Annotated in this window: 27 protein-coding genes and 1 tRNA gene; 23 read left to right on the top strand and 5 right to left on the bottom strand. The window is 71.8% G+C overall.

What is annotated here, in order from left to right; translation table 11 throughout:
- From IG62_RS0137750 to IG62_RS0137740, 3 genes are all read left to right on the top strand, one after another.
- The coding region (locus IG62_RS0137750; RefSeq protein WP_234326905.1) for a peroxiredoxin-like family protein at positions 1-689 on the top strand (689 nt) is incomplete at its 5' end.
- Between the two features lie 236 nt (positions 690-925).
- Complete coding sequence (locus IG62_RS0137745; protein WP_030417332.1) at positions 926-1177, top strand: hypothetical protein; 252 nt, start codon at positions 926-928, stop codon at positions 1175-1177.
- Between the two features lie 9 nt (positions 1178-1186).
- Positions 1187-2353 carry an SPFH domain-containing protein gene (locus IG62_RS0137740; protein WP_030814595.1) on the top strand — a complete coding sequence of 389 codons (1167 nt, stop codon included), beginning with the start codon at positions 1187-1189 and terminating at the stop codon, positions 2351-2353.
- A 127-nt stretch (positions 2354-2480) separates the two neighbouring features.
- Here the strand turns inward: IG62_RS0137740 and IG62_RS0137735 are convergent, their stop codons facing one another.
- Positions 2481-2987, bottom strand: coding sequence for a MarR family winged helix-turn-helix transcriptional regulator (locus tag IG62_RS0137735; RefSeq protein ID WP_051799157.1), 507 nt, complete (start codon positions 2985-2987; stop codon positions 2481-2483).
- A gap of 677 nt (positions 2988-3664) precedes the next feature.
- On the opposite strand from IG62_RS0137735, the gene IG62_RS0137730 reads away from it, so the two are divergent.
- From IG62_RS0137730 to IG62_RS0137705, 6 genes are all read left to right on the top strand, one after another.
- Positions 3665-4840 carry a cytochrome P450 gene (locus IG62_RS0137730; protein WP_030814589.1) on the top strand — a complete coding sequence of 392 codons (1176 nt, stop codon included), beginning with the start codon at positions 3665-3667 and terminating at the stop codon, positions 4838-4840.
- 165 nt (positions 4841-5005) lie between these two features.
- Positions 5006-5212: a ferredoxin gene (locus tag IG62_RS0137725; protein WP_030417156.1), complete on the top strand. Its 207-nt coding sequence runs from the start codon at positions 5006-5008 to the stop codon at positions 5210-5212.
- Between the two features lie 293 nt (positions 5213-5505).
- Positions 5506-5871: a hypothetical protein gene (locus IG62_RS0137720; RefSeq protein WP_199812580.1), complete on the top strand. Its 366-nt coding sequence runs from the start codon at positions 5506-5508 to the stop codon at positions 5869-5871.
- A 189-nt stretch (positions 5872-6060) separates the two neighbouring features.
- Positions 6061-7116, top strand: coding sequence for an NAD(P)-dependent alcohol dehydrogenase (locus IG62_RS0137715; protein ID WP_030814583.1), 1056 nt, complete (start codon positions 6061-6063; stop codon positions 7114-7116).
- A gap of 172 nt (positions 7117-7288) precedes the next feature.
- Positions 7289-7906: an LPXTG cell wall anchor domain-containing protein gene (locus tag IG62_RS43555; RefSeq protein ID WP_158795177.1), complete on the top strand. Its 618-nt coding sequence runs from the start codon at positions 7289-7291 to the stop codon at positions 7904-7906.
- 35 nt (positions 7907-7941) lie between these two features.
- Entirely contained in the window at positions 7942-8709 is a 768-nt protein-coding gene (locus tag IG62_RS0137705) for an RNA polymerase sigma factor (protein WP_030814577.1), read from the top strand.
- 316 nt (positions 8710-9025) lie between these two features.
- On the opposite strand, the gene IG62_RS0137700 is transcribed toward IG62_RS0137705, so the two are convergent.
- Positions 9026-10930 carry a nitrilase-related carbon-nitrogen hydrolase gene (locus tag IG62_RS0137700; RefSeq protein ID WP_267887939.1) on the bottom strand — a complete coding sequence of 635 codons (1905 nt, stop codon included), beginning with the start codon at positions 10928-10930 and terminating at the stop codon, positions 9026-9028.
- A 228-nt stretch (positions 10931-11158) separates the two neighbouring features.
- On the opposite strand from IG62_RS0137700, the gene IG62_RS0137695 reads away from it, so the two are divergent.
- The 3 genes from IG62_RS0137695 to IG62_RS0137685 all read left to right on the top strand — a co-directional run bounded on the left by IG62_RS0137695 (position 11159) and on the right by IG62_RS0137685 (position 13170).
- Positions 11159-11758, top strand: coding sequence for a DUF4232 domain-containing protein (locus IG62_RS0137695; protein WP_030814570.1), 600 nt, complete (start codon positions 11159-11161; stop codon positions 11756-11758).
- A 168-nt stretch (positions 11759-11926) separates the two neighbouring features.
- On the top strand, positions 11927-12223 hold the full coding sequence (locus IG62_RS0137690) for a type II toxin-antitoxin system VapB family antitoxin (RefSeq protein ID WP_030084955.1): 297 nt from the start codon (positions 11927-11929) through the stop codon (positions 12221-12223).
- Positions 12224-12519: 296 nt separating this feature from the next.
- The gene (locus IG62_RS0137685) at positions 12520-13170 is read left to right on the top strand and encodes a LytR C-terminal domain-containing protein (protein ID WP_030814565.1); all 651 of its coding nucleotides are present in this window, start codon (positions 12520-12522) and stop codon (positions 13168-13170) included.
- A 179-nt stretch (positions 13171-13349) separates the two neighbouring features.
- On the opposite strand, the gene upp is transcribed toward IG62_RS0137685, so the two are convergent.
- Positions 13350-13985 carry a uracil phosphoribosyltransferase gene (upp, locus tag IG62_RS0137680; protein ID WP_030814562.1) on the bottom strand — a complete coding sequence of 212 codons (636 nt, stop codon included), beginning with the start codon at positions 13983-13985 and terminating at the stop codon, positions 13350-13352.
- A gap of 376 nt (positions 13986-14361) precedes the next feature.
- On the opposite strand from upp, the gene IG62_RS0137675 reads away from it, so the two are divergent.
- The 4 genes from IG62_RS0137675 to IG62_RS0137660 all read left to right on the top strand — a co-directional run bounded on the left by IG62_RS0137675 (position 14362) and on the right by IG62_RS0137660 (position 16141).
- The gene (locus IG62_RS0137675) at positions 14362-14550 is read left to right on the top strand and encodes a hypothetical protein (protein ID WP_234326906.1); all 189 of its coding nucleotides are present in this window, start codon (positions 14362-14364) and stop codon (positions 14548-14550) included.
- Between the two features lie 210 nt (positions 14551-14760).
- Positions 14761-15291 carry a hypothetical protein gene (locus IG62_RS0137670; RefSeq protein ID WP_030814556.1) on the top strand — a complete coding sequence of 177 codons (531 nt, stop codon included), beginning with the start codon at positions 14761-14763 and terminating at the stop codon, positions 15289-15291.
- Between the two features lie 56 nt (positions 15292-15347).
- On the top strand, positions 15348-15953 hold the full coding sequence (locus tag IG62_RS0137665; RefSeq protein WP_078872485.1) for a nucleoside deaminase: 606 nt from the start codon (positions 15348-15350) through the stop codon (positions 15951-15953).
- A 101-nt stretch (positions 15954-16054) separates the two neighbouring features.
- A tRNA-Ser gene (locus IG62_RS0137660) sits at positions 16055-16141 on the top strand.
- A 61-nt stretch (positions 16142-16202) separates the two neighbouring features.
- On the opposite strand, the gene IG62_RS0137655 is transcribed toward IG62_RS0137660, so the two are convergent.
- The gene (locus IG62_RS0137655) at positions 16203-16760 is read right to left on the bottom strand and encodes a hypothetical protein (protein ID WP_234326903.1); all 558 of its coding nucleotides are present in this window, start codon (positions 16758-16760) and stop codon (positions 16203-16205) included.
- Positions 16761-16818: 58 nt separating this feature from the next.
- A complete protein-coding gene (locus IG62_RS0137650; protein ID WP_030814547.1) occupies positions 16819-17601 on the bottom strand; it encodes a DUF2127 domain-containing protein in 783 nt (260 codons plus the stop codon).
- Between the two features lie 659 nt (positions 17602-18260).
- On the opposite strand from IG62_RS0137650, the gene IG62_RS48075 reads away from it, so the two are divergent.
- From IG62_RS48075 to IG62_RS0137615, 7 genes are all read left to right on the top strand, one after another.
- The gene (locus IG62_RS48075; protein WP_199812579.1) at positions 18261-18425 is read left to right on the top strand and encodes a hypothetical protein; all 165 of its coding nucleotides are present in this window, start codon (positions 18261-18263) and stop codon (positions 18423-18425) included.
- 53 nt (positions 18426-18478) lie between these two features.
- Entirely contained in the window at positions 18479-18772 is a 294-nt protein-coding gene (locus tag IG62_RS0137640; protein WP_030814544.1) for a Dabb family protein, read from the top strand.
- A 374-nt stretch (positions 18773-19146) separates the two neighbouring features.
- The gene (locus IG62_RS0137635; RefSeq protein WP_030814541.1) at positions 19147-19956 is read left to right on the top strand and encodes an RNA polymerase sigma factor SigF; all 810 of its coding nucleotides are present in this window, start codon (positions 19147-19149) and stop codon (positions 19954-19956) included.
- Positions 19957-20145: 189 nt separating this feature from the next.
- Complete coding sequence (locus tag IG62_RS0137630) at positions 20146-20982, top strand: RNA polymerase sigma factor SigF (protein WP_030415863.1); 837 nt, start codon at positions 20146-20148, stop codon at positions 20980-20982.
- A gap of 277 nt (positions 20983-21259) precedes the next feature.
- Entirely contained in the window at positions 21260-22084 is an 825-nt protein-coding gene (locus IG62_RS0137625) for a hypothetical protein (RefSeq protein WP_030814539.1), read from the top strand.
- Positions 22085-22214: 130 nt separating this feature from the next.
- Complete coding sequence (locus IG62_RS0137620) at positions 22215-22688, top strand: VOC family protein (protein WP_030814537.1); 474 nt, start codon at positions 22215-22217, stop codon at positions 22686-22688.
- Positions 22689-22870: 182 nt separating this feature from the next.
- Positions 22871-23620, top strand: coding sequence for a DUF4232 domain-containing protein (locus IG62_RS0137615; RefSeq protein ID WP_030814534.1), 750 nt, complete (start codon positions 22871-22873; stop codon positions 23618-23620).
- Positions 23621-23934 lie beyond the last annotated feature (314 nt).

Raw genomic sequence — 23934 nt, 5'->3', positions numbered from 1 at the left:
CCCCCTCGCCCACCCCCTCATCCTCCGCCTCCCCCTCGCCGTCCCCCCTTCGGGACGAACTCACCGCGTTCCTCCGCGGCCGCTACCCAGAGCTCCCGGCCGCCGCCCGGGAGGTGATGGAACGGGCCGGACGCGAACTGGCCGCCTCGGGACAGGCCGCTCGGGCCCTCCAGGCCGGGGACACGGCACCCCTCTTCACCCTCCCCACCGCGACCGGCGAAACCCGCTCCCTCGACACCCTGCTCTCCTCCGGGCCCGTCGTGCTCACCTTCTACCGCGGCGCCTGGTGCCCGTACTGCAACATCGCCCTGCGCGCCCTCCAGCAGCACCTCCCCGAGATCACCGCCCGCGGCGCCCGGCTCGTGGCGGTCTCGCCCCAGGTCCCCGACGAATCCCTCAGCCTCACCGAGAAGCACGGCCTGACCTTCGACGTCCTCAGCGACATAGGCTCCGACACCGCCAAGCGGTACGGCCTCGCCTTCGACCTGCCCGACGACCTGGCGGCCGTCTACGACTCCCTGGGCTTCGACCTGCAGCGCGTCAACGGCGGCCACTCCCGCACGCTGCCGCTGCCCGCCACCTACGTCATCGACCGCGACACCACCATCCGCTGGGCCTTCGTCGACACCGACTACACCGCCCGCGCCGAGCCGTCCGACATCCTCACCGCCCTCGACCACCTGCACTGAGCACCACCAGCTGAACGTCCCCAGCGCCCCCTCGCCCCCTCCACCAACCCCTCCACCAGGCCCCTCCACCCCCTCCGCCCGCTCCGGCCACTCCCCCGCCCCCTGCCGACGGAGGGGGAAGATCGAAAGACCCTCGGAGCCGACGTTCCAACTCACCGACATCCCGCCATAGGCCCCCGCGTCCGAGGGCGCTAATGTCGAATTTCAAGGAACGTAACGGGGGAGGGCAGCCGCCGATGGTGCAGGACGACGCGGTGATCGGCTGCACGGGAGTGCTTTTGATCGGCACTCGTGGGGCTGCCGGTCCCGGTGAGGTTCTGGTGCGGGTCAGGGGTGGCTCCGAGGCCTTTCTCGCCTGGTCCGCCGAGCCCCTTCCAGTAGGGGCAACCGTGCTCGTGATCGAGTCCCGTGGCAATCGCCAGGTCGACGTCATGGAGTGGACCGATCCGTTGGACGCGTTGACCGGCGACGCCGGCAACGCCGGCTGAGGAGACGAAATGTTCGGTTACCGCGTTCCCGCCCCAGATCAAGCGATGCTGATCTCGGGCGGCAGGCGTGGACAGGGCGGCGCGCCATTCCGGGTGGTGACCGGTCACGGAAAGTTCGTGCTGCCGGTGTTCCGCAAGGTGCGCTTCCTGACCCTGGCGATGTGCGAGGCAGAGGTCGCCGAGACCTGTGTGACACGGCAGGGCATCTCGCTCACCGTCCGTGCCGTGATCGCGTTCAAGGTGGGCAACGACACCGAGAGCGTGGTCAACGCCGGCCAGCGGTTCCTGTCCGACCAGGACCAGATGTCGGTCCTGACCGGCCGGATCTTCGCCGGCCACCTGCGCTCCATCATCGGTTCGATGACGGTCGAGGAGATCGTCACCGAGCGCCAGAAGCTGGCCACCGAGGTGCTGGAGACGTCCAAGACCGAGATGGCCAAGATCGGCCTGATCGTCGACTCACTGCAGATCCAGTCGATCGACGACGGCGACACCGGCTACATCGAGGCGATGTCCGCCCCGCACAAGGCCGCCATCCAGCGCCAGGCCCAGATCGCCCAGGCCCAGGCCACCCAGGCTGCGGTCGAGGCGCAGCAGGAGGCCGCCCGTAATCAGGCCGAGTACAGCCGGCAGACCGCGGTCGTCCAGGCCGAGTACTCCGCCGAGGTGGACCGCGCCCAGGCCCGTGCCGCCCAGGCCGGCCCGCTCGCGCAGGCCCACGCGCAGCAAGAGGTCCTCGCTGCCCAGACCGAGCTCGCCGAACGCCGCGCCCAGCTGCGTCAGCAGGAACTGGTCGCCGAGGTCGTCAAGCCCGCCGAGGCGGAGGCCGAGCGTATCAAGCTCCTGGCGACCGCCGAGGCCCAGCGCATGAAGATCCAGGCCGAGGCCGCCGCCTCGTACGACCGCGTGGCCCTGGACCGGATGCTCATCGACCAGCTCCCCCAGATCGTCAAGGAAGCCTCCGCGGGCCTGTCCAACGCCAACGTCAACGTCCTCAACGGCACCGACGGCCTCGGCGAAATCGCCGCCGGCCTCGTCGGCCAGGGCCTGACCATCCTCGACTCGGTCCGCCGCAACCTCGGCACCCCCGACAACCAGTCCCCCGCGAAGTCCTCTACTTCCACCCCCAACTCTCCCGCCAACCCCACCCCCTCCGGCCGCGTAGAAATCGAATAACCCCCACCCGGGGCCACCCCCTGGTGAGCCCCGGGCCCGGCCTCACCAGGGCCCGGGGCTCGCACCGGCCCTGGCCCCGGGCTCACGCCGGGCCCACACCCGGCCCCCTCAGGCCTCAGGGAACGCCTCAAGCTCCACGGCGCCGCTGGCGTTCCTCCTCGGCGTGCTCGGCGTGCTTGTGCCGGGCGTAACCGACGAGGTGGTTGAGGACGGCGACGGTGGCGGCGATGTCCGCGTCGTCGAAGTCGGCAAGAGCATCACGCAGGCCGGCCTGACTGGTCTGCTGCAGGCGCTGGAGGACGGCCTTGCCGTGGGGGGTGATGGCCACCTTCCGGGCGCGCCGATCCAGCGAATCCTGGGTACGTTCGACCAGGTCCTGCGCCTCCAACTGGCCGATCTGCCGGGTGACATGGGGCGGCTCGACCATCAGCAGCTCGGCGAGGTCGCCGACGCGGCAGACGCCTCCGCTGTCCTCCAGGGCCATCAACAGCCAGAGATCGGAGCGAGCCGCCGTCACGCCCGCCTGAGTCGCCTGGCGCTCGTGAGCCCGTGAGCGGGTGAGCAGATAGGACAGCGTGGCCAGCACCCTTTGCAGCGCGGCGGTGGGGTCCTGGTCTCTTCCGGGGTCCGGCATGCAGGCACTTTAGCGGCCCGTGGGATTCCGGAACCCCCAGCGCATACCAGGATCAGCGCTGCTCAGTACCTGTTTGCACGCCGGTTCACGTACCCGGGCCGGAACGGTTCTCGTACCCGAGCCGGAACGGTTCTCGTGCCCCATCCGTGCCGGTTCCCTGGCAGGGGCGCACCGGCTCCCGTTCCCGTTCCGCCCCTGATTCCGTCCCCGTTCCACCCCTGATTGCCGAGGCCCGCACGGGGACCGTGCGGGGGACTGCGCGGGGACTGCGCGGGGGACTGTGCGGCGGGTGGGGCCTCGGTTTTGAGCCAACCTTGGGGAGGGTCGGATCTTTCCTTCCGTCGCTCGCTGGCGCTGCGTTAACGTGTGAACGGTTAGTTGCTTAACTTAGGTAACTAGTTATGCGCACGCTGCACCGGAATTCGGAAGTCGTGCGCGTGCAACGCCCCGTCGAGGAGTGGCGCCACCCCGCACCGTTGGTCACGGCAGTGCCGTGTCCCGATCGTGGAAGGACCAGCCCAATGACGACCGTAGAACCGATCGACGTGGAGGATGGCGCCGGCACCGTTGAAGCCGTTGGCTCCGTTGGGACCCTCGGCACCTCCGGAACTACCGGCGCCACCCCCACCCCCACCGCCAGCGGCCCCGGCAGCACCCATCTCGCCAGTGAGAGTGGCCTGGTGGTGCCGGTGGGGCGCGGGGACGGGTGTCCGTTTGATCCGCCGGCACGGGTGGAGCGGGTGCGGCGGGAGCAGCCGGTGGTGCGGGCGAGGCTGTGGGACGGGTCGTCGTGTTGGCTGGTGACACGGCATCAGGATGTGCGGGCGGTGCTCGGGGACCCGAGGTTCAGTGCGGATGCGACCCGGCCCGGGTTTCCGTTCCTCACCGCCGGTGGGCGGGAGATCGTCACCAACAACCCCACCTTCATCCGCAAGGACGACCCGGAGCACGCCCGGCTGCGCCGGATGCTCACCGCCGACTTCATGGTCAAGAAGGTCGAGGCGATGCGTCCGGAGGTGCAGCGCATCGCCGACGAGTTGCTCGACCGGATGACCGACGGGCGGAGTGCGGCGGATCTGGTGGCCGAATTCGCCTTGCCACTGCCCTCGTTGGTGATCTGTCTGCTGCTCGGCGTGCCGTACGAGGACCATGAGTTCTTCCAGCGTCGCAGCGGCATTTTGCTCAGCCTCCGGTCCGAGCCGGAGGACATCCGGACCGCGCAGCAGGAACTGCACGCGTACCTGGTCCGGCTCGCCCGGGCCAAGCGGGAGCGGCCGGACGACGCCATCGTCAGCCGGCTGGTCGCCCGGGGCGAGCTCGATGACGACGAGATCGCCTCGATGGGGCGGCTGTTGCTGGTCGCCGGGCATGAGACGACCGCCAACATGACGGCCCTCTCCACGCTCGCGCTGCTCCGTAATCCCGGTCAAATGGCCCGGCTGCGCAACGATCCGCCGCTGATCAAGGGTGCCGTGGAGGAGCTGCTGCGCTATCTGACGATCGTGCACAACGGTCTGCCGCGGCTCGCCACCGAGGACGTCACCCTTGGTGGCGTCACCATCCGTGCCGGCGAGGGCGTGCTGTGCACGCTCAACAGCGCCAACCGCGACGACGAGGTCTTCCCCGACGGCGATGTCCTCGACGTCGGCCGGGACGCACGCCGCCATGTCGCGTTCGGCTTCGGCGTCCACCAGTGCCTGGGGCAGCCGCTCGCCAGGGTGGAGCTCCAGATCGCCCTGGAGACGCTGCTCCGCCGGCTGCCGGATCTGCGGCTCGACGTCCCGTTCGAGGAGATCCGTTTCCGGCATGACATGGGGGTTTACGGGGTGTACGCGCTGCCGGTCGCGTGGTGATCCGGACCACGGCCTAGTCGCCCGTGACCTCCGGGCCCCGCCCTTCGAGCCCCGCCCTTCGAGCCCCCGGCCCACCGGGCCCCGCTCTTCGGGCCCCGCCTTCGGCCCCCTCCGGTGCCGGGTGCCGGGCCCCATCGTTTTCGCCACCACTGAGGAGAGAGAGTCATGCGCGTCCACATCGACCAGGAGAAGTGCTGTGGGGCCGGAAGCTGTGTGCTGTCCGCGCCCGAGGTGTTCGACCAGCGGGAGGAGGACGGCATCGTCGTCCTCCTCGATGCCGCGCCGCCTGCCGAGCTGCATGACGCGGTGCGGGAGGCCGCGGCGATCTGTCCGGCGGCCGCGATCACCGTGGAGCAGGTCGAGCGGGTGTAGCCGTTGGTGAGGGGCCTGCCGTTGGTGAGGGGCCTGCCGGCGATGCCCGCCGGATCGATTCGGCAGTCCTCCTTCGGGTGACGGGCACATCGTCTGGCGTGCGCCTGGGCAGCTCGCCTTTCACGTGGGGCGCCGAGCCCCCGCGGGAGAAGCAGGAAAGGAAGCTGCCCATGCGTCTGTCCTGGAGTAGGGCCGAGAGTGTGTCCGCAGAGAGCGTGGCCGTAGACCTGTCCGGGGGCGGATCCGGGCGTGGGCCCGGTAAGGGGGCCGTGCGTGAGGCGAGGCGTGGGTCCGTGGGTCGGCCCACGCCTCTGCGTCGTTCCGTCACCACGGTCGCCACCGCGCTCGGGGGCCTCGCCCTTGCCGTGGCGCTGCCGGCGTCCTCGGCCGGGGCGGCCACCGGCCCGTTCAGCTACGTCTACGACGACGGGACCGGTCCGCGCATGGGGCTGCTGGCCGATCCGCCCAGCTGGGTGTGCATCACGCTGCCGGAGGTCGCCGACGAGGCCGTTCCGCCCGCGCACACGCCGAGGAACTACACCGCCTCCACGGCGACGGTCTTCGCCGGCGCCGACTGCACGGGCGACTACTTCACTCTTCGGCCGAACGGCGGTCACGCCTCCGAGCGGCTGAAGGTCCGGTCGGTCGTCTTCTCCTGACGGCACGCCCGCGGGTGTGCCCACGACGATGCGCATGCCGGTGCCGACGGTCCTGCGCATGCCCGGGCCCGTAGGGGCCGTAGCGTCGTGAGCCCGCCGCCCAAGGTGGTTCCGCCAGTACTAGGCCTGCTGTGCATATGTTGAACGGTGCACTGGTTAGGGAAAGCGGAACCACGCATTCTCGGTGGCATGACCCACACCTCTGTCTCCGCGTACGCCGCCCCCGCCCCGAAAGCACCGCTGGAGCGGACCACGATTCCGCGCCGCGAGCTGGGGGCCCACGACATCCTGATCGAGATCAAGTACGCCGGCATCTGCCACTCCGACATCCACACCGTGCGCGCCGAGTGGGGCGACGGCGGGCACTTCCCGATCGTTCCCGGCCATGAGATCGCCGGTGTGGTGGCCGAGGTCGGCGCCGAGGTCACCCGTTACCGCACCGGTGACCGGGTCGGCGTCGGCTGTTTCGTCGATTCCTGCCGCGAGTGCGACAACTGCCGGGCGGGCCTGCAGCAGTACTGCACCGGCGAGCTCGGCAACGTCGGCACGTACAACGCGACCGGCCGGGACGGCGGGACCACGTACGGCGGTTACTCGACGCACCTGGTGGTGGACGAGAACTACGCGCTGCGCATCCCCGACTCGCTCCCCCTGGATGCCGCGGCCCCGCTGCTCTGCGCCGGCATCACCCTGTACTCCCCGCTCGCCCACTGGAAGGCCGGTCCCGGCAAGAAGGTGGCCGTGGTCGGCCTGGGCGGCCTCGGGCACATGGGCGTGAAGATCGCGCACGCGATGGGTGCGGAGGTCACCGTGCTGAGCCAGTCGCTGCGCAAGAAGGACGACGGCCTGCGGCTGGGCGCGGACCACTACTACGCGACCTCCGACCCGGCCACGTTCGAGCAGCTCGCGGGCACCTTCGACCTGATCGTCAACACCGTCTCGGCGAACCTGGACCTCAACGCGTACCTCGGGCTGTTGCGCACCGACGGCACCCTGGTCCAGGTCGGTGCCCCGGAGCGCCCGCTGCCGGTCGCGGCGTTCGCGCTGATCCCGGGGCGGAAGTCGCTCGCCGGGTCGATGATCGGCGGCATCCCGGAGACGCAGGAGATGCTCGACTTCTGTGGTGAGCACGGGCTGGGCGCGGACATCGAGGTGATCAGCGCGGAGCAGATCAACGAGGCGTACGAGCGGGTGCTGGCGAGCGATGTGCGGTACCGGTTCGTGATCGACGCGTCGACGATCTGAGGCCGGCCGGCCGGGGGCGCGAGCCGTTACGGGGAACCGGCGGATTCGGCGGGAAGCCGTGGGCGGAAGAAATCCAGGTGCGTGCGGCAACCCCCGGGTCCGCCGGACGTCGTGAGGGGTGAGGGCGCCAATCGGCGCCGCCCTTCGACACACGAACGTGGAGCAGCCGACCGTGACCCCGAAGCACACCCCGTTCCCTGCCATGGATCACACCCCGTTCCCCGGCGTGGACCACGCCCCCTCCCCCACCGGGGGCCATGCCACGGCCCCCACTACGGGGCACGCCGCCTCCCCCGCCCACCGGGCCCGTGCCCGTGCCGGGCTCGTCGCGGTGCTCGCGCTGGCCGTCGTACCGGTGCTTGCCGTCCCGGTGGTGACCGCCGGGTCGGCGTACGCCGCCGAGCGGTCGCCGGCCGCCGGTGCGTCCGCGGCCCCGAGTGCCCGGCCCACCACTCCCGGCCACCACGGATCGACCGCACCGACCGCACCGCCCACGTCCGCCCACCCGGAGCCGACCGCCCCGCCCTCCTCCCACCCTGAGCCGTCCGCCTCGCCCACCCGGCCGGGGCACCGGCCGCCCACGGCGACGCCCAGCCCCAGCCTGCCGCCGAGCACGAAGCCGACCGCCGAGCCGAGCGCCGTCCCGTCGGCCCCGCCCGCCCAGGGCGGCAAGCAACTCGCGCGCACCGGCGCCTCTTCCGGGACCACCGCGGCGATCGGCGGTGCCGCGGCCGCGCTGCTCGCAGCGGGCGGCACCACCGTCTACGCGGTCCGCCGCCGGCGCGGCTGAGTCCGTCCGCGCCGCCCGCCCCGGTACGTACGTCCATGGAGTACTCCGCAGCCGTCTGCCCCGCCCCGGTCCGGTTCGCCGTGCCGGGGCGCCGGCATGCCCGGTGGCGGTGGCTGCTGCCCGCGCGATGGCTGCTGCCTGCGCGCTCCCTGTTGCCCGCGCGATGGCTGCTGCACACCGCCCGGCCGGCCACCACCCACCACCCCACGCCCCGCCACGACGGCTCCCCTCACGATGAACCCGCCTCCACACCCACCCCGACACTCACCCCCGCACCCACACTCACGCCCACACCGGCACCCCCGCCGTCCGACCCCCCGCCCACCATCAGCGAGCTCTACCACGCGCAGCGGCTCGCCATGGTGCGGCTGGCGGTGCTGCTGGTCGACGACCGGGCCACCGCCGAGGACGTCGTCCAGGACGCGTTCACCGCGCTCTACAAGCGGCACGGCGAGCGGCTCGCGGACGTCGACAACGCGCTGGCCTATCTGCGTACCGCGGTCGTGAACGCCGCCCGTTCGGTGCTGCGGCGCCGGCGCACCGCTCGTGACTACACCCCGCCCCACGAGGCGGACGCGCCGTCCGCCGAGGAGCGGATCGTGCTGGACGAGGAGCACCGCGAGGTGTTCGCCGCGCTGAGCGGGCTGACGGCCCGCCGCCGGGAGGTGCTCGTGCTGCGCTACTGGGGTGATCTGACGGAGGCTCAGATCGCGGCCACGCTGGGGATCAGCCGGGGTGCGGTGAAGTCGATCGCCAGCCGGGCGCTGGACTCTCTGGAGAAGATCTTGGAGGGGCGGTCATGACCAAGGAGAAGGAACTGCCCGGGGACGTACGGCCGGTGGAGGAGCGGTTGCGGCGGGCCTTCGCGGCGCGCGCGGAGAGCATCGACGTCCGGGACCTGCGGCCCGCCGCGCCGCCCGGACCGCAGTCGCACCCCGCCCGGCGGCCGGCCACCCCGAAGTGGCTCCGGCCCCGCCGCCCCCGGCAGCCTCATTCCTCACCACGTCCCTCCTCGCTGCGTCCCTCCTCGCTGCGTCCCCCCTGGCCGCTTCGCCCCTGGCTGCGCCGCTTCGGTCTGCCGTTGGCCGCGGCCGTGGCGGCCGCGGCCGTCGCCTTCGGCTATCTCGCGGCCGCTCCGGACGCGTCCCGGGGCCCGTCCGACCGGCCGGCGCCCGCGACGCCGCCGCGCCCGGTCGGCCCGACGCCGTCGCCGTCGCTCCCCGGGCCGCCCACCGGCCGACCGGACGGGCCCTCCGCGTACCCCTCCCCCGGCCGTACGGTCCCGGGCAGCGCCTCCCCGGACGGTGCGTCACCAGGCGCCTCCACAGGCAGTACGTCCCCGGGTGGTGCGTCCGGGCCCAGCGCCTCGCCGGGGCCGGGCGGCGAGCCGTCCCGGGCGCCGCGCACCGAGCCGCCGGAGCCGCCGCGGAGCAGCGGTACGACGCGCCCGCCGGCGACTCCCAGCCCCAGCACGAGCACCGTCCCGACCGCGCAGAGCAGGGCGAACACGTCGCCGGCCGCGCCGTAGACCGTCTCGGTGCGCGGCTGTACGGGCAATTGGGCGACGAGGGCCTGCCGGTCCGCGGTGAAGTAGTCGGCCGTGGACCGGATGCGGCCCTGGTGGTCGACGGCGGTGGCGACGCCGTGCACGGACTGCCGGATCATGGCGTAGCCGTATTCGACGGAACGGAGGACGGCCCGCTGGGCGTGCAGCGCGTCGAAGCCCGGCCAGTCGTTGGCCGGCACCATGACCAGGGCGGCTCCCTTGTCGGCCGCCTGCCGCATCAGGGCGGGGAAGTCGGCGTCGTAGCAGATCACGTTCGCCAGCCGTCCGTACGGCGAGGCGGCGACCGGCACGTTCCCCTTGCCGGGCCGCATCCGCTCCATGGGGGTGGGGTGGGTCTTGTCGTACGTCCAGGCGACCTTGCCGTCCGGGGTGACCAGTGCGGCGACGTTCCGTACGTAGGGGGCCTGCGGGACGAAGAGGGCGTAGGCCGCGTCGACGTAGACGTGGTGGGCCCGGGCGATCCCGGCCACCCGGCCCAGCAGCCGCCGCTCGTCGGCCGCCAGTACCCCGGCCTGGGTCTCCGGCCAGACCACGATCCGGGCGCCGGCCCGCGCCTCCCGTTCGGTGCCGGCCACCAGGTCGTCGGCGACCGGTGCCAGCGCCGCACGCACCCGGTCGGGAGCGGCCCGGACCAGCTCCCGCGGCCGGTACGGCCGCAGACCGCCGGCCCGCAGGGCCCGCTCGGTGGTCCGTTCCGCGGTGCGGCCGGCGCTGATGCCGGCGACCCTCACGGTCTTCGTCGTCGGCGGGAAGAACACGAGCCGTACGCCGCCGGCGCCCAGGACGACGGCGAGCACTCCGGCCCACACCAGTGCGCCGCGCCGGATCTCCCGCCGGTGGAAGCCGCGCTGCCACGCCCAGTGTGCCGTCGAGGCGGTCCAGGCGACGACGAAGCTGATGCCGTAGACGCCGGTGACGGAGGCGAGTTGGAGCAGCGGCAGGAAGCCGTGCTGGGTGAAGCCGAGCAGGCCGTAGTCGCCGAAGTCGACGAGCCGGGTGAAGAGGTACTCGCCGCAGACCAGGACCGTCGGGAAGACCAGGGTGCCGGCCGCACAGACGGTGCGCCCCGCGACCAGCCGGTCGGCGGCGAACGCCAGTGCCTGGAGGAGGGCGAGCACCGCGAACGCGCCCAGTGCGGAGGGTACGAACACCAGGCCCGTCGACAGCAGCCACACCAACTGGCCGAGTCCCAGCGCGTATCCGACGCGCAGCAGTCCGCGCCGGGCGGGCCGCTGCCGGGCATAGCGCAGCAGGAAGACGGGGAACAGCCAGGCGGCGAGCGCCACATGCCCGTTGCTGTGCACGGCGAGGACCAGGAGGACGGTACCCGCCCACCAGAGCCAACGGCCGGGGCGCCGTGGGCCGGGGCGCCCCTGGCCGGGCGGACGCCCGCGCGCCGCTTTCCCCGCTCCTGCCGCTCTTCCCCCGCCTCGGAGCGGGGTCGTCACCTGTGGCATACCGCTGTTCCCCTCGTCGTTGCGCCGTTGCCGTCGTTCCGGCCGACGCTAAGGAGGGCCGGGGTCCCGGCACCGCTGCCGTTCCGCAGGCACGACCCCCGACTTTCGTCAGGTCCAGGCCGTCGTCCGCCCGCCCCGCGTTCCTCGCCCATGGGCGTTAGCCGCGCGTTAGCCGATCAGCAGCGGTGGCGCGGAAGGTCAGGTACACGCCATCGTCCGGGAGCTCCCATGCCGTCGCTCTTCAGCACCGCCCGCCGGGCCCTCGCCGCGGCGCTGACCGTCACCGCCGTCCTCGCGCCGGTCACCGCCTGCCACGGCACCGCCGCCAACCGGTCCGGCGACCCGGCCACCGCCGTCTCCCCGGCCCCCGCCTCGCCGACCGTGACGAACGGCGGCCCGCCGCGGGGCCCGGGCGGCCGCGCCGTCTGCACGCCCGAGATGCTCCGCTTCCACGCCGGCGCGCTGCCGCATCGGGCCCGTCGGATGCTGCTGACGGTCACCAACTACGCGGACCGGCCCTGCGACTTCGCCGCGCCGCACCATCCGCTGCTGAGCTTCGGCGAGGGCCGCCGGCCCGCCGTGCCGGTGATCGGGCGCAGCCGGCCGGGCTCCGTCACCACCCTCGCGCCCAATGGCACCGCATACGCCCTGATCACCACCGGTACGGGCAGCAGCGGCCGCAAGGTCTCGCAGTTCGGGGTCGCGCTGGCCGCGCACACCGGCGCCACCCAGGTCGGCCTGGACGACCGCACCCCGGCCCGGGTCGATCCGCACACCGCCCGCGTCACCTACTGGCAGCCCAGCCTGGCGGCCGCCCTGCGCTGGTGAGGCGGAGCCGGGAGATGCGCGCAGCGACTTCCTGGCCGGTGCCCTCCCGGCAGATCTCGCGCCCGGACCAGGTCATCGGCGGTTTCGGTCCCGGTTTTCGGCAAAGATCACCTTTCCACCGCTGCGGGATGGCTGCGCCCGGTGCCGCTCGCCCGGTAGGCTTTCCGTGTGATCTTCAAGCGCATCGGAAATGGGCGGCCGTACCCCGACCACGGCCGGGAGAGCACCCGCCAGTGGGCGGATGTCGCCCCGCGCCCGGTACGCCTCGACCAGTTGGTGACCACCAAGCAGCAACTCGACCTGGAGACGCTGCTCGCCGAGGACTCGACGTTCTACGGCGACCTCTTCGCGCACGTCGTGAAGTGGGAGGGCGACCTGTATCTGGAGGACGGTCTGCACCGCGCGGTGCGCGCCGCGCTCCAGCAGCGCCAGGTGCTGCACGCCCGGGTCCTCGAACTGGGCTGACGCCCCGCCAGCAGCACACCCACGGACGGCACGTCATCGCTGCCGGGCCCGCCCCTGCGCCCAGCCCCTCACACCGCCGAGTCCAGGCCCGCGCGCCCCGGCACCCGGGCCCGGCCGTCCCCGTACGCCGGCCGCCGAGACCACCCCCGCCACCGGGCAAAAAACCACCCTTACCGCCCGACCCGGCACGTCCCCACCCAACCCGCCCTGCCCGAATTGACCCTTTTGGGTTGGGTCTCGCGCCACGCGTTGATCATCTAGTAGGCACGGCCTGTCGCCCGCACTACGCTGCGCCCATGAGCATGCTGACGCCCCCGGGCATGGGCGGTAAGAAGTACCGCATCACGGGCGACAGGTATCCGCGGATGCGCCGCCCCCGCCACCGTCGCCGGATCGTCCTCACCCTCCTTGCCACGGCCTGCGCCCTCGGCCTGGTGGGCTGGGGCACCCTGCAGCTCATCGACGTCTTCGGTGGCCGGACCGGTACCGCGCAGGCCGCCCAGGACAAGAAGCACTGCCCGGACGGCGGCCGGAAGACCGCGGTGCGGGCCACGCCGGCCGCGCAGAAACCGCCCGCGCCCGGCACCCTCACCGTCAACGTCTTCAACGCCACCCAGCGCTCCGGGCTCGCCAAACGCACCGCCGACGAGCTCAAGAAGCGCGGCTTCAAGATCGGCAAGGTGGGAAACGCTCCTGCCGCCTACGACAAGAAGATCAAGGGCGCCGGGATACTGCTCGGCCCCACGGCGGCGGTCGACGGCCCGCTGAAGGTGCTCGCCACCCAGCTCGCCGGCGCCGAGCAGAAGACCGACGGCCGCAAGGGCTCCGAACTCGACCTGATCATCGGCGACGCCTTCAAGGACCTCGCCACCCCGCAGGCCGCCGCCAAGTCCCTGGCCGTACTGAACCGTCCGGCCCAGGAACCGGCCCGCGACGCCACCTGCTGACCGTACGGAAGCCGCAAGCCGCAGAGCCGGCAAACCCGCTAGGCCTGACGGCCATGCGATCGGGCCCCGCACCACCCGGTGGTGCGGGGCCCGATCACTGCTCGGAAAGCGCCTCCCGGAAAGCTCTTCGCGGAAGGTTTCGCGGCTCGGAAAAGAGCCGCCAGGAATGAGGAGTGGGCTCAGCCGGCGGTGCCGTACATCCGGTCGCCCGCGTCGCCGAGGCCCGGCACGATGTAGCGGTCGTCGTTCAGCCGCTCGTCGACCGCCGCGGTGACCACCGTCACCGGCGTACCGGCCAGCGCCTTCTCCATGACCGCGACGCCCTCCGGAGCGGCCAGCAGACAAATCGCGGTGACGTCGTCCGCACCGCGCTTGATCAGCTCCTGGATCGCCGCGACCAGCGTGCCGCCGGTGGCCAGCATCGGGTCGACGACGTACACCTGCCGGCCCGAGAGGTCGTCGGGCATCCGCGTGGCGTAGGTGTGCGCCTCGTAGGTCTCCTCGTTGCGGACCATGCCCATGAAGCCGACCTCGGCGGTGGGCAGCAGCCGCACCATGCCGTCCAGCATGCCCAGACCGGCCCGCAGGATCGGCACGACCATGGGCCGCGGGTGCGAGAGCCGCACGCCGGTGGTCGCCGTCACCGGCGTCTCGATGTCGACCTGTTCGGTGCGCACGTCCCGGGTGGCCTCGTAGGCGAGCAGGGTGACCAGCTCGTCGGCGAGCCGCCGGAAGGTGGGGGAGTCGGTGCGCTTGTCGCGCAGAGTGGTGAGTTTGTGCGCCACCAACGGGTGGTCGACGACGTGGATCCGCATGACATCGACAGTAACCGAGCCGGAGGAGCCCGGCGTCCGCCGTGCACCGCCCGGCCGTCGGCCACGATGGCGCGGCCCGGCTGGCATCACTCCACCGGATAGCGGGAAAGTGGGCACGTACGCCCGATCTTCCGTCCCGCCCTCGGGCGCAGTCCTCGCAGTCCTCGCCGAGGTGGTGTGCAGCGTGCCCGACCCCCAGTGGACCGACGACACCCACGACACCCACGACACCGACGACGCCGGGCCCGGCGCCCCGAAGAACGGCCGGCAAAGCGTCCCGAAGACCGGCCGGGAGACCGCGCCGGACACCGGACGGCAAGCCACGCCGGACGACGACCCGTTGGACGGCCCGCTGGACGGCCCGTCGAACTGCCCGTTGGACGACCCGTTGGACGGCGCCGGCACCGCCCGTGAGCCCGAGAGCGAGGCGGCGCGCCGACGGCGCCGGGCGCAGTTCCTGCGCGAACTGCACGAGGCGAAGGAGCTCCGCAACCGCGTCCAGCCGCGCCGGGTGCGGGCCCAGCGGATGCGCCAGGCCATGCGGATGCGCTCTTTCCGCTGGTAGCCGAGGGGATTCCGCTGAGAGCGGAACAGGCCCCGGGGCCCGGTAATGCTGCGGCACGTGAGCGACATCTCGCACAACCTCCGCACGACGCAGCGCCGAAGACCCCGCGCGAACGCGTTGTTTCTGCCACGATTCCGAAGGGGCGGGACCACCGGCGTGCACGCCGCCCCGCCCCGGCCCGGCACGCCTATGACCAGTGGGAGAGTCACGGTGTACTTCGCCGCACTGCTCGCGCGCACCGAAGACGGGTGGGAAGCGAGCGATACGGAGCTCGACAATGTGGAGACGCTGACCGATCTGGCCGATCTGGCCCGAGAGGCAGCGGTCGACGACGACACGGTGGTGGCCTTGCTGGAGCAGGAGGACGCCTGGTTCGGGGTCGTCCGGGTGGACGGCGACGACGACCCCCGTATCTTCGTCTCGAACGCCGCTGCCGCGTCCCGCAGCTCGTACGGGTCCCTGCTGACCGACGAACTGCTCGGCCGGGACGAGACCGTCGAGGACGACCTCGACAGCCTCGACCTGGACGGTACGGAGGACGGCGAACCCGGCGCGCAGGACGCGGAGACCGAGGTGGACGACCAGACCGGTGCCCCGGTCCCGACCGGCCCGCTCGGCGACCCCGCGCTCCTGGACGACCTCGGCGTCGGCGAGAAGGACCTGCTCGCCCTCGAACGCGACGCCCTCTCGGAGATCGCCGACGCCCTGGGCTGTACGGACGTGCTGGAGGCGGTCCGGTAGCCCGGGACCGCACCGGCCCGTCACCGGCAGCCGACCCGGTCACGGACACTGGGGGCATGAGCGCCCCCCGGCCCGGCCCGCTGCCCGACGTTCCGCCTCCCCCGGCGCCCGATCCGCTGCCCGATCCGTTGCGCGATCCCTGGGTCGCGCCGATGCGGCAGGCGCTGGGCGAGGCCGCCCGCGCCCCCGCGACCGGCGACGTCCCGGTGGGTGCCGTCGTGCTGTCCGCGGACGGCACGGTCCTCGGCACCGGCCACAACGAACGCGAGGCCACCGGCGACCCGACCGCACACGCCGAGGTCCTCGCACTGCGCGCGGCGGCCCGTGCACTACAAGAGGAAGCATCGCGAAGGGGGTCCCCCCGGACGGAGTCCGGGGGAGATCCGGGCCGGGATGGTGGCGGGAGACGGACGGGCGAGTGGCGACTCACCGGCTGCACTCTCGTCGTCACTCTCGAACCGTGCACGATGTGCGCCGGGGCGCTCGTGCTCTCCCGGGTCGACCGGGTCGTCTACGGCGCCCGCGACGCCAAGGCGGGCGCGGCGGGCTCGCTCTGGGACGTGGTACGTGACCGACGTCTCAACCACCGCCCGGAGGTCATCACCGGCGTCCTCGAGGCGGAGTGCGCGGCCCTGCTCACCACGTTCTTCCGCGACCGCTGACCAGCGGCGGGACCACGTAGCCACCCCGCCTCCGACCCGTTCGTCCGGCCCCCGGGAATCCGATTTCGGTGCACGGCCCCCCGTGGGCTAAGCTCTCTCTCGGTAGCGTGTCCGAGCGGCCGAAGGAGCGCGCCTCGAAAGCGCGTGAGGGGGCAACTCCTCCGTGGGTTCAAATCCCACCGCTACCGCTCCAGGGCGAAGGCCCCGATCCCTTCCGGATCGGGGCCTTCGTCATGTCCGGGGTGGCGGCTAGGCGTTGCGTCGGCCCCGCAGTGCACGGCGCACGAAGTGCACGATCAGCCAGATCACCAGGACGACGAGGACCAGCAGGACGACGAACACGACGATCAGGAAGATGCCCAGCTTCTTGAAGAAGCCACGCTTCTTCTTCGTCTTGCCCTTCGACTTCCACGAGGACTTCTTGTCCTTGTAGGCCGTCTTGAGGTGCGGCGTCGAGTGGTGCGAGCCGTGCGACGAGTGGAACGAGTGGAACGAGTGGAACGCCCCGTGGTGGCCGTAGGCGACGGGCTGCGCGGGGGCAGCGGCTACCGCACGAACGGACTCGGTGCGAACGGACTCGGTGCGGACGGCCTCGGTGCGGACGGACTCGGTGCGGACGGTGGCGGTGCGGACCGTCTCCGGGGCGGTGCGGACGGCCGCCGTGGCCGGTGCGACGGCGGCGGCCAGCAGGCCGGCCAGCAGCGCCAGCACCACCGCCGTGCGCCGGCGGGCGGCGGACGGGCGTGGCGAACCGGAGCCGGATCGTACGGAGTTCACGGGCATGGGTGCGGACGTGGACGCGTTCACGGATGTGGGTGTGGGTGTGGGCATGGTGGGTCCCCCCGGGGTTCGGACGTAGCGGCGTTCAGGCGTTGTGGGGCGTGGTGGTGGTCAGGCCGGCTGAGGTCTCGACCTCCAGGAGGGAGGCGCTGTGCCGCTCCGCGTCGAAGGCCGCCCGGCCGCCGCGTAGCCCGAACAGCCGCTTGGCGAGCGCGATGTAGAGCACCGCGAGGATGTTGATGACAAGCGTGGCGATCTTGAGCCAGCTGACCTTCTCGGTGAGCTCGTAGATCTCCAGCGGCAGGAAGGCGGCGGTCGCGACGACCGTCAGGTACTCCGCCCACCGCTTGGCGTACCAGAGGCCCACGCCCTCGACGATCTCGATGACGGCATAGACCAGCAGTGCCACGGCCACCAGCACCAGGGTGGAGTGGCGGTATCCGAAGGTCTTCTGGATGGTGCCGACGACCGGGGAGTGGTCCAGGTCGTAGTGGAAGTGCCGGGCCACCGGGCGGAGCACGGCGATGTACTCGTCGAAGAACCGGCGGACCGCGTCCTTGCGGTTGCTGAACTGCCAGACGCCGACCGCGGCCAGCACGATGAAGACGCCGCGCACCGCCCGTTCGACGGCCAGGAAGCGCAGGATGAACAGGTCGCGCAGGACCTTGCCGCGCGGTACGAGCGGGGCGTCGTCGGCCGGTCCCGCGCCGTGCGGCTCGCCGAGCGCGAAGTCGCCGCAGCGCAGGCAGCGCCAGGCCACGCCGAGTGCGGTGTCGGCCCGCAGGTTCTGCCGGAGGTGCTCCTCGGTGGGGAGGTAGGTGATGTGCCCGCGTCGCGCGCAGGTACGCCGGTCCCAGTCGATCTTCATCGTCGGAGCCCGTGGTCCTTTCGTCGTCCCACACGGCCGCCCGCACCGCGCCGCGGCGCGCCGCCGCGCGTCAATCTGTCGCGTACATGATGCATGGACGCCGCGTCGTACGAGGTGAGAGACGCGGGTACGGCGGGTGGCGGTTGCGTGGCGGCGACAGGGGCGACAGGGCGAGCGGCAATGTCGGAGGGACCACGGCGGGCCGGTCGGAGGGGCCGCGGCAGCCCGGTCCGGGGGGAGCCGCCTCAAGGGAAGCCGCTCCCCCCGGTGCGGACCGAACCCCCAAGCCCACGCCGCCTTCGCGGGGAAGTCGCGGCGTGGACCCCGCAGCGAGACCCTGGTCCGGGGCCCGTGGATTCCTGCCAGATCCATCGGGCCACCGCTTTCATGGTGCCTGCGGGGCCCGCCCCGACGGCCCGGCAAAGGACCTGCTTCACCGGGCCTTTGGTCCATAAGGTCCGGATCAGGGACCGGGCCGGGGACCGGATCAAGGGCCGGCTCAGGGACCGGGCCGCCCCGGCCGGAGGAGAACCGTGCGTACTCCTGGCTCCCCGGATCGAACACGTGTGGTTACACTCGCCCGACTGCATCCAGCCGCCCGCACCACCGCGGGAGCTGCAGGGACGGCCGCAGGGGACTGCCACAGGGGAGACGGGACGATGGCGCAGGCGAAGAAGATCGTGTTGTACCTCCTCATCGTCTTCGTGCTGTACACGATCATCACCTCCCCCCAGCGTGCCGCCCAGCTGGTCCAAGTAGGCTTCGAGGGCATCTCGTCCGCTGCTCAGGGCGTCGGCGAGTTCATGACCCAGCTGATCAAGTAGGGCCGCCCGCTCCCGGGCCGGCCCCCTTGATCACCCGCCGCACGGAGGCCCCTGTGATCCGCCACCTGGTCCTGTTCAAGCTCAACGACGGCGTCTCGCGGGACGAGGATCGCGTCCAGGCCGGCGCCCGGGCCTTCGCGGCACTCAAGGACGAGATCCCGGAGCTGACGTTCTGGGAGTGCGCCTGGAACATCACCGACCGCCCGATCGCCTACGACTTCGCGATCAACTCGGCGGTGGCCGACAAGGACGCCCTCAAGCGGTACATCGAGCACCCGGCCCACCAGGCGGCCGCCGCCCAGTGGCGAGAATTCGCCACCTGGGTGATCGCGGACTACGAATTCTGAGCCTCGACGCCCGGTAGCCGTTCACCCGTTCACCCCGGAGCCCGCGGCGCACGATCCGCACTCGACCGGCCCACGACCAGCGCGCGGCCAGAACGCATTCCACAGCCGTTCACCGGAGCCCCTCGCCCTCCCCCGGGCGGGGGGCTTCCGCATGCCCCGCCCCACTCCCACCCCAGCCCCTCCGCACTCCCTGCGCACCCCTTTCGCGCCCCCTCGCGTCACCCCTCCCCTCGCCCCTTTCACCACCCAACTCTCTCTTCAACACGGCGTTATGGGGTGCTTGCACACAGTGCACATGTCTTGTGATGCTATGACCGCTTTTGCCGGATACATGCACTGCGAGTCCCTGCACCGCCGAGCACTGGAAGGGTGGCGTGACCGTGACGGCCCGTACTGCGCCCAAGGCTCCGTCCCGCGAGAGCCGGAGCGCGGACACCCGGGCGCTCACACAGGTGCTGTTCGCCGAGCTGTCCGACCTCGAACCCGGCACCCCCGAGCACACCCGCGTCCGTGCCGCCCTGATCGAGGCCAACCTGCCGCTCGTGCGCTACGCCGCGGCCCGCTTCCGCAGCCGCAACGAGCCCATGGAGGACGTCATCCAGGTCGGCACGATCGGCCTGATCAACGCGATCGACCGGTTCGACCCGGACCGCGGCGTCCAGTTCCCCACCTTCGCCATGCCGACCGTCGTCGGCGAGATCAAACGCTACTTTCGAGACAATGTCCGTACGGTCCATGTGCCGCGCCGCCTCCACGAGCTGTGGGTGCAGGTCAACGGCGCCACCGAGGACCTGACGGTGCTGCACGGCCGCTCCCCCACCACCACGGAGATCGCCGAACGGCTGAAGATCGGCGAGGACGAGGTACTGGCCTGCCTGGAGGCGGGCCGCTCGTACCACGCCACCTCGCTGGAGGCCGCCCAGGAGGGCGACGGCCTGCCCGGCCTGCTGGACCGCCTCGGATACGAGGACCCCGAGCTCGCCGGCGTCGAGCACCGCGACCTCGTACGGCACCTCCTCGTCCAGCTCCCCGAACGCGAACAGCGGATCCTTCTGCTGCGTTACTACAGCAATCTGACGCAGTCCCAGATCTCTGCCGAACTGGGGGTGTCGCAGATGCACGTCTCCCGGCTACTGTCGCGGAGCTTCGCCCGGCTGCGATCCGCAAACAGGATCGACGCATAACCGGGACGGGCGACCCGATCCTGCACAGATATGTCGACAAGGCGCTACAGCGCGTTGCCGACATGTGACATTCTGCGGGAACCGCGTTTGCCGTAGCGCTGCCTCCGGTATTCAGGTGGAGGCATCACTTCCCGGTCCGCCTGGGCCGGGGACGCCGCAGCGATCCGTCCGCGACCTCAAGGGGGTGGCATGTCCGTAGAACTGGGCAGCTCAAAGGTGCTTGCCGCGATTCCCGCGCCCGCACCGCACGTGCATGACGACGACGCCATCAACACCCGCACGCTCTCCCGCTCCCTGTTCCTGCGGCTGGCCTCGCTCGACAAGGACTGCGCGGAGCGCACGTACGTGCGCGACACACTCATCGAGCTCAACCTGCCGCTGGTGCGCTACGCCGCGGCCCGCTTCCGCAGCCGCAACGAGCCGATGGAGGACATCGTCCAGGTCGGCACGATCGGTCTGATCAAGGCGATCGACCGTTTCGATTGCGAACGCGGGGTGGAATTCCCGACCTTCGCGATGCCGACCGTCGTCGGCGAGATCAAGCGCTTCTTCCGCGACACCTCGTGGTCGGTACGGGTCCCCCGGCGGCTCCAGGAGCTCCGGCTCGCCCTCACCAAGGCCAGCGACGAGCTCTCCCAGAAGCTGGACCGTTCCCCGACCGTGCCCGAACTCGCCCTGTGCCTGGGCGTGTCCGAGGAGGACGTAGTCGACGGCCTGGCGGTCGGCAACGCCTACACCGCCTCCTCCCTGGACTCCCCCTCCCCCGAGGACGACGGCGGCGAGGGCTCCCTCGCGGACCGCCTCGGCTACGAGGACAGCGCCCTGGAGGGCGTCGAGTACCGGGAGTCCCTCAAGCCCCTGCTGGCCAAACTCCCCGCCCGGGAACGCCAGATCATCATGTTGCGCTTCTTCGCCAACATGACCCAGTCGCAGATCGGCGAAGAGGTCGGCATCTCCCAGATGCACGTCTCCCGCCTGCTCACCCGCACCCTGGCGCAGCTGCGCGAGGGCCTGATCTCCGACTGACGAACGGTCCGCCGAGGGGCCCACGACGCTCGCCGCTCGGCGGACAGTTGAAGAATCCGCATCCGGAGGAGATCCGGAAGTCGAGAACCCCCTGACGGGACCTGTGCCGCGCCGGCCACGGGGCCCGCTTTCGGCATGCCCGTGGGCCGGTACCCAACGCCCCCTGCCGCAATGCCCCTTGGCGCGCTACGACGGCCACCTCACGAACCGCCGGAACCGTCCTCCTGCTTCGGAACCATCCCTATACACCTGACGGTCCGTCAGCGACACTGTGCCGATGCGACGACGGACGACAACGACCCTCGCCTCCGCCTCGGCGGCCGTGCTGTGTCTGGGTGTCCTGCTCACCGGCTGCGGGGACGCGGCCGACCGGGGCCATGTCGCGTTGGGCGCGGCCGGCCCGGGCGACGGACAGGCGCCGCAGCGCCCCGTACCGCCGCGCGACGGCATCGAGCTGACGCCGTACGACGGGAACGGGAACGGGAGTGGGAGCGGGAGCGAGCCCGGCGGAGGCAGCGGTAGCGCTCGCGGAGACGGCAGCGGCGGGAGCCCTTCCGGCCGTACGCACGCAGGGAACGGCTCGTCCCCTACGACGCCCGGTGCCCACCGTCCCGGCGGGGGCAGCGGTGGCGGTGGCGGTGATGACCCCTCTGGAGGCCAGGAGACGCCCTCCCCCGGCTCACACGGGACGCCGCCCGCACCGCGGCCCAGCGACCCCACCCGGCCCCCGCACCACGACTCCCCCGCGCCGCCCAAGCCGGGCATCCCCGCCGGCCCGGACGCCCCCGACGGTCTGCTGGTGGGTCACCCCGTCCTGGCCGACACCGACGTCCGCTGGTGCCAGAAGGTCAGCCTCGACTTCGTCAACACCGGTGACCACGCCGTCACCACCGGAAGGGTCACGTTCGGCAGTCACGTCATCGGCTCTCTCGGCGTCGACTGGGCCACCCTCACGTCCACACACGAGCTTCCGCTGCCCCTCGCCCCCGGCAAGCGGAGGACCGGCAGCTGGCGGGTGTGTGTGGACGCCTGGCGGGTGCCGCTGGGCATGCACCTCGACACCCGGGACATCACCTTCGCGTGGGGCACCGGCGGCTCGTAGAAGACTCCCGACATTTTCGCCCGGATGGCGATGAGTACCGGCCGGTGCCACGGTCGATACAGGTAACACACGCCATAACGGCCGACCGCGGACCGCGTACGGCGGACCGCAGACCCCGCAGGAGATCGCCATGCCGCGCATCACCCCCAACCTCTGGTTCGACACCCAGGGCAAGGAGGCCGCCGAGTTCTACTGCTCGGTGTTCCCGAACTCGAAGATCACCGCCGTCACGCACTACAACGAGGCGGGCCCGCGCGAGGCCGGCACCGTGCTGACCGTCGAGTTCGAGCTCGACGGCCAGCCGTACCTCGCGATCAACGGTGGTCCGGAGTTCACCTTCACCGAAGCGATCTCGCTCATGGTCACCTGCGCCGACCAGAAGGAGATCGACTACTACTGGGCCAAGCTCTCCGAGGGCGGCGAGGAGGGCCCCTGCGGCTGGCTGAAGGACAAGTACGGCCTGTCCTGGCAGGTCGCGCCGGGCGGTATGGCCGAGCTGCTGAACGACCCGGACCAGGAGCGGGCGGCCCGCGCCATGAAGGCCATGTTCGGCATGAAGAAGATCGACATCGCGGCGCTGGAGGCCGCGGCGGACGCGACGTGAGCGATGCAAGCGACGTAGGCGACGTACGCGACGTAGGCGATGTGGCGATGTGGCGATGTAGTGGACGCGTCCGGGCGTTAGCGAGCTGTTAGTTGATCAACAGCGGGGGCCGGGAGTCTGGTGTTAGCGGGCCGCCGGACGGGCCGTGACCGTACCGCCACAGCCAGCCAGGGGGACTCCCGATGTTGCACCACACCATGCTCCGCCGCGGACGCCGGGCGGCCGCCGCCACCGTGATCGCCGTCGCCGCGCTGGCCCTGACCGCCTGCCAGGGCAACTCGCCCAAGCCCGACCCCGCGGGCCCCCCGAGTCCCGTGTCGTCCGCCGGGTCGAGCGGTTCGTCCGGTGCGGACTCGGGTCCGGGTGCGGGCTCGGGTGCGTCCGGTGGCCAGGGTTCCGGTACGACGTCGGGCGGTGGCTCGCAGTCCGGCAAGAACGGCTCCGGAACGGGCGGCAGCGGCGGAAGCTCGGCCTCGCAGACCTCCTCCCGGCACGGTGCCTCCGCCCGCTGCACCACCGGTGGGCTGCAGGCCGGCTGGAGCTCGTCGGGCGGCGGCGTCCCCGACATGCACAGCGACGCACAGCAGAACGTCACCGTGTGGCTGAAAAACACCGGTCGGGCCGCCTGCACGATCAGCGGCTTCCCCGGCGTACAGCTCCAGGCCAACGACGGCCACTCGATCGACCTGCCGCGCTCCTCGAAGAAGCCGACGCCGGTGACGCTGAAGCCCGGCGCGTCCGCGTCGTTCACCATCACCTTCCTGCCGTCGGTCAGCGCCGGGGACCGGAAGATCGCGCCGGGCACGGTGCTGGTCACGCCGCCGAACGAGAAGCAGCACCTCCAGCTGAAGTGGCCCTACGGCGGCGCCATCCTGGACCAGTCCGGCGCCACCCACCCGGGCACCTACGTCAACCCGGTCAACGCCGGCTGACCCCTCGACGCCACCCCCCACCACCGCGCCACCCCCCACCACCGCGCCGGCCGTGCCCTCACACGGCCGGCGCGGCTGTGCCCTCACACGGCCGGCGCGGCCGTCGTTCACCCGGCGCGGTCATCGTTCACTCAGGAATACCTCCGCCCTCCCCCACGTTGTGGCCTGCAAGGGGCGCCCGCATCCCCTACGGGATCTGTTCGACCACGCCTTAATACTGCAACCGCATGTGGGGGTTGTGGCCTCGGCGTTGGTAGTGGCAGTGGCGGGCTCGGGCTTGGCTGCGTCTGCGGAAGTGTGACCAGTGCAGTCGG

This window comes from Streptomyces sp. NRRL S-337, from assembly GCF_000720175.1.
Classification (GTDB): domain Bacteria; phylum Actinomycetota; class Actinomycetes; order Streptomycetales; family Streptomycetaceae; genus Streptomyces; species Streptomyces siderophoricus.
Note: the sequence above shows the minus strand (reverse complement) of the source record. Positions and strands in the feature narration are given on the sequence as shown.

What these genes read in the sequence shown, in the direction of transcription:
- IG62_RS0137740 (WP_030814595.1), top strand. Translation starts at nt 1,187, where the DNA reads ATGTTCGGTTACCGCGTTCCCGCCCCAGATCAAGCGATGCTGATCTCG.
- IG62_RS0137705 (WP_030814577.1), top strand. Translation starts at nt 7,942, where the DNA reads ATGGAGTACTCCGCAGCCGTCTGCCCCGCCCCGGTCCGGTTCGCCGTG.
- IG62_RS0137695 (WP_030814570.1), top strand. Translation starts at nt 11,159, where the DNA reads ATGCCGTCGCTCTTCAGCACCGCCCGCCGGGCCCTCGCCGCGGCGCTG.
- IG62_RS0137700 (WP_267887939.1), bottom strand. Translation starts at nt 10,930, where the DNA reads ATGCCACAGGTGACGACCCCGCTCCGAGGCGGGGGAAGAGCGGCAGGA.
- IG62_RS0137745 (WP_030417332.1), top strand. Translation starts at nt 926, where the DNA reads ATGGTGCAGGACGACGCGGTGATCGGCTGCACGGGAGTGCTTTTGATC.
- IG62_RS0137615 (WP_030814534.1), top strand. Translation starts at nt 22,871, where the DNA reads ATGTTGCACCACACCATGCTCCGCCGCGGACGCCGGGCGGCCGCCGCC.
- IG62_RS0137735 (WP_051799157.1), bottom strand. Translation starts at nt 2,987, where the DNA reads ATGCCGGACCCCGGAAGAGACCAGGACCCCACCGCCGCGCTGCAAAGG.
- IG62_RS0137725 (WP_030417156.1), top strand. Translation starts at nt 5,006, where the DNA reads ATGCGCGTCCACATCGACCAGGAGAAGTGCTGTGGGGCCGGAAGCTGT.
- IG62_RS48075 (WP_199812579.1), top strand. Translation starts at nt 18,261, where the DNA reads ATGGCGCAGGCGAAGAAGATCGTGTTGTACCTCCTCATCGTCTTCGTG.
- IG62_RS0137715 (WP_030814583.1), top strand. Translation starts at nt 6,061, where the DNA reads ATGACCCACACCTCTGTCTCCGCGTACGCCGCCCCCGCCCCGAAAGCA.
- IG62_RS0137630 (WP_030415863.1), top strand. Translation starts at nt 20,146, where the DNA reads ATGTCCGTAGAACTGGGCAGCTCAAAGGTGCTTGCCGCGATTCCCGCG.
- IG62_RS0137665 (WP_078872485.1), top strand. Translation starts at nt 15,348, where the DNA reads ATGAGCGCCCCCCGGCCCGGCCCGCTGCCCGACGTTCCGCCTCCCCCG.
- IG62_RS0137685 (WP_030814565.1), top strand. Translation starts at nt 12,520, where the DNA reads ATGAGCATGCTGACGCCCCCGGGCATGGGCGGTAAGAAGTACCGCATC.
- IG62_RS0137650 (WP_030814547.1), bottom strand. Translation starts at nt 17,601, where the DNA reads ATGAAGATCGACTGGGACCGGCGTACCTGCGCGCGACGCGGGCACATC.
- IG62_RS0137625 (WP_030814539.1), top strand. Translation starts at nt 21,260, where the DNA reads ATGCGACGACGGACGACAACGACCCTCGCCTCCGCCTCGGCGGCCGTG.
- IG62_RS0137620 (WP_030814537.1), top strand. Translation starts at nt 22,215, where the DNA reads ATGCCGCGCATCACCCCCAACCTCTGGTTCGACACCCAGGGCAAGGAG.
- upp (WP_030814562.1), bottom strand. Translation starts at nt 13,985, where the DNA reads ATGCGGATCCACGTCGTCGACCACCCGTTGGTGGCGCACAAACTCACC.